3 protein-coding genes are annotated in these 3133 nt (G+C 65.7%); all 3 read left to right on the top strand.

The features are described 5' to 3' along the window. The first annotated feature begins 73 nt into the window (after window positions 1–73). The 3 genes from VRZ08_RS23680 (at window position 74) to VRZ08_RS23670 (ending at window position 2964) form a co-directional block, all read left to right on the top strand. A complete protein-coding gene (locus tag VRZ08_RS23680; RefSeq protein WP_414534096.1) occupies window positions 74–577 on the top strand; it encodes a MarR family winged helix-turn-helix transcriptional regulator in 504 nt (167 codons plus the stop codon). Beyond that, a complete protein-coding gene (locus VRZ08_RS23675; RefSeq protein WP_107345942.1) occupies window positions 574–1296 on the top strand; it encodes a response regulator in 723 nt (240 codons plus the stop codon). The genes VRZ08_RS23680 and VRZ08_RS23675 overlap by 4 nt, the downstream gene beginning before the upstream one ends. 279 nt (window positions 1297–1575) lie before the next feature. Continuing rightward, a complete protein-coding gene (locus VRZ08_RS23670; protein WP_107356901.1) occupies window positions 1576–2964 on the top strand; it encodes an ATP-binding protein in 1389 nt (462 codons plus the stop codon). Window positions 2965–3133 lie beyond the last annotated feature (169 nt).

Below are 3133 nucleotides of genomic sequence, written 5' to 3'. Positions count from 1 at the left end.
TTTTTTTAATTAATTGACTTTTTTTTATATATTTGTTTATTTATTTTTCATCGTGGTTTTGGGGGGGTGGGGGGTGGGGTGGCGGGCCGCCCCCGATCCGCATCCGCCGCGGTGGGACATCATCGAGCTGCTGTTCTTCGCCTATCGGGACTTCGTCGGTGACGCCGACCATGTGCTCGAAGCGTTCGGATTCGGCCGCGCCCACCACCGGGTGGTGCATTTCGTCTGCCGCTATCCGGGCCTGACGGTGGCCGACCTGCTCGACGTGCTGCGGATCACCAAACAGTCGCTCAGCCGGGTGCTGAAGCAGCTGCTGGACGAGGGCTACATCGTGCAGAAGGCCGGCGACAGCGACCGCCGCCAACGCCTTCTTTTCGCCACCCCGAAGGGCGAGGCGCTGGTGGAGAAACTGGCCCGGCTGCAGACCGAGCGGATCGATCGCGCGCTGCGCGACCTCGCTCCCGGCGGCGCCGAGGCAGTCGCCAAATTCCTGCGCGCCATGATCGATCGGGACGATCCGGACAAGGTGCTCCAGACCATCCTGCACGGCGGCGCCACCGCAAAGGACGTGACGTGATCCAGCTCGCAGCACTGGCGAAGAAACCGATCCGCCCCGCCGACGATGCGCCGCATCTGCTGCTGGTCGACGACGATCGCCGCATCCGCGATCTGTTGTCGCGGTTTCTCGCCTCCGAGGGCTATCGGGTGACCACCGCGCAGAGCGTGCGCGACGCCCGCGCCAAGCTCGCCGGCCTCGACTTCGATCTGTTGATCCTCGACGTGATGATGCCGGGCGAGACCGGTTTCGATCTCGCCCGCTCGATCCGCGAAACCTCGGACGTGCCGATCGTCATGCTGACCGCCCGGCACGAGGCGGAGAGCCGGATCGAAGGTCTGCAGATCGGTGCCGACGATTACGTCGCCAAGCCGTTCGAGCCGCGCGAATTGCTGCTGCGGATCGGCAATATCCTCAAGCGCACCGCGCCGGCGCCGGCCGCCAAGGCCGAGACGGTGGCGTTCGGGCCTTACGTGTTTCACATCGAACGCGGCGAACTGCGCCAGGGTGATGAGATCGTCCATTTGACCGACCGCGAGCGCGACATGCTGCGGATGCTGGCGGCGGCGCCCGGTGAGACGGTGCCGCGCGGCGATCTGTCCGGCGCCGGTAATGCCAATGAGCGCGCGGTCGACGTCCAGATCAATCGCCTGCGCCGCAAGATCGAGCGCGACCCGGCCAACCCGCTGTTTCTGCAAGCCGTCCGTGGCATCGGCTATCGCCTGGTGGCGGCGCCGTAGGCCGGGCCTTCCGAACATGAGTACGGCCTTTCACCATGCACGACGCAACCTCTCCCCGCCCTGCGCGGGGAGAGGTCGGTGCGCGGTCGCGCGCCGGGTGAGGGGCTTGGCACGACGTTCATCGCAGAGGTTGGCACTGGTGGATACGCCGCAGCCCCTCACCCCAACCCTCTCCCCGCAAGGGCGGGGCGAGGGCGCTCACCGTGCTTTGGGCGAGGGTATTGCTTTCAGCATTGACGCTGAAATCGGCGTTGTGCGCTCTATCCGGCGAGCCGTGTCATGAGCACGCTCGACACCGGGCTGACGCTGATCCGCTCTGCTTATGGGCGGGTGTCGGCGGCCAATGGTTATCTGGGGCAGCGCTTCAACGATTTCATGCCGAAGGGGCTGTATGCCCGTGCGCTGCTGATCATCATCGTGCCGATGGTGCTGCTGCAGTCGGTGATCGCCTTCGTGTTCATGGAGCGGCACTGGAACACGGTGACACAGCGGCTGTCGGCGGCGGTGGTGCAGGACATCGCGACGCTGATCGACGTCTACAAGAGCTATCCGCAGGACAAGGACAAGGCGGTGCTGCGGCGGATCGCGCAGAGCCGCCTCGGTCTGGTGGTCGATTTTCTCGGCCCCGGCGAAATGCCACCGCCCGGGCCGAAGCCGTTTTTCTCGCTGCTCGATCAATCGATCAGCAAGCAGATCAGCCGGCAGATCGCACGGCCGTTCTGGATCGACACCGTGGGTCGCTCCAGCCTGGTCGAAATCCGCATTCAGCTCGACGATGCGGTGATGCGGGTGTTTGCGCTGCGCAGTGCGGCCTACGCGTCGAACTCCGAGATCTTCCTGTTATGGATGGTCGGCACGTCGACGGTGCTGCTGATCGTCGCGGTGCTGTTCCTGCGCAATCAGATCCGGCCGGTGCTGCGGCTCGCGGACGCCGCCGAGAGCTTCGGCAAAGGCCGCGACGTGCCGAACTTCCGGCCGCGCGGCGCCCGCGAAGTGCGGCGCGCCGCCTATGCGTTCATCGAGATGAAGGCCCGTGTCGAGCGCTCGATCGAACAGCGCACCGCGATGCTCGCGGGCGTCAGCCACGACCTGCGCACCATCCTGACCCGCTTCAAGCTCGAACTCGAACTGATCGGTGATGCGCCCGAGACCGAGGGGATGCGCAAGGACGTCGATGAGATGTCGGCGATGCTGGAAGCCTACTTGGCGTTCGCGCGCGGCGACAGCGGCGAGCAGGCGCAGCCGACCGACATGGCGGCGGCGCTCGAGGAACTGCGCTCCGACGCCGAACGCCATGGCCACGTGGTCAGCGTCGCCTTCACCGGTCAGCCGGTGGTGACGGTGAAACCGGCCTCATTCAAGCGCTGCCTCGCCAATCTGGTGTCGAACGCCGCCCGCCACGCTCATACCATCGCGATCACGGGCGCACGCGATCACCGCTATCTGACGGTGACGATCGACGACGACGGCCCCGGCATTCCGATGGCGATGCGCGAAGAGGTATTTAAGCCGTTCCTGCGGCTCGACGACGCCCGCAACCAGGACGAAGGCGGCACCGGGCTGGGCCTCGCCATCGCCCGCGACATCGCCCGCTCGCACGGCGGCGACATCACCCTCGGCGACAGCCCAATGGGCGGCCTGCGGGCGACGGTGCGGGTGCCGGTATAGGCCGAAGCGCTAACCCCACTCTCCGCCGTCATCACCCGCGTATGCGAGGCCTCTGCAAAACCTGACTGTTCTATCCAGATGTGATTCACTTGCGCGTAGTCGGAGGTGAACGGGATGGCGCAGGACAGTTTCATTGAGGCTTTGCTGCCGGCGGGCTTTGGGCGCAACG

This window comes from Rhodopseudomonas sp. G2_2311 (assembly GCF_047501505.1).
Lineage (GTDB): Bacteria > Pseudomonadota > Alphaproteobacteria > Rhizobiales > Xanthobacteraceae > Rhodopseudomonas > Rhodopseudomonas palustris_H.
Note: the sequence above shows the minus strand (reverse complement) of the source record. Positions and strands in the feature narration are given on the sequence as shown.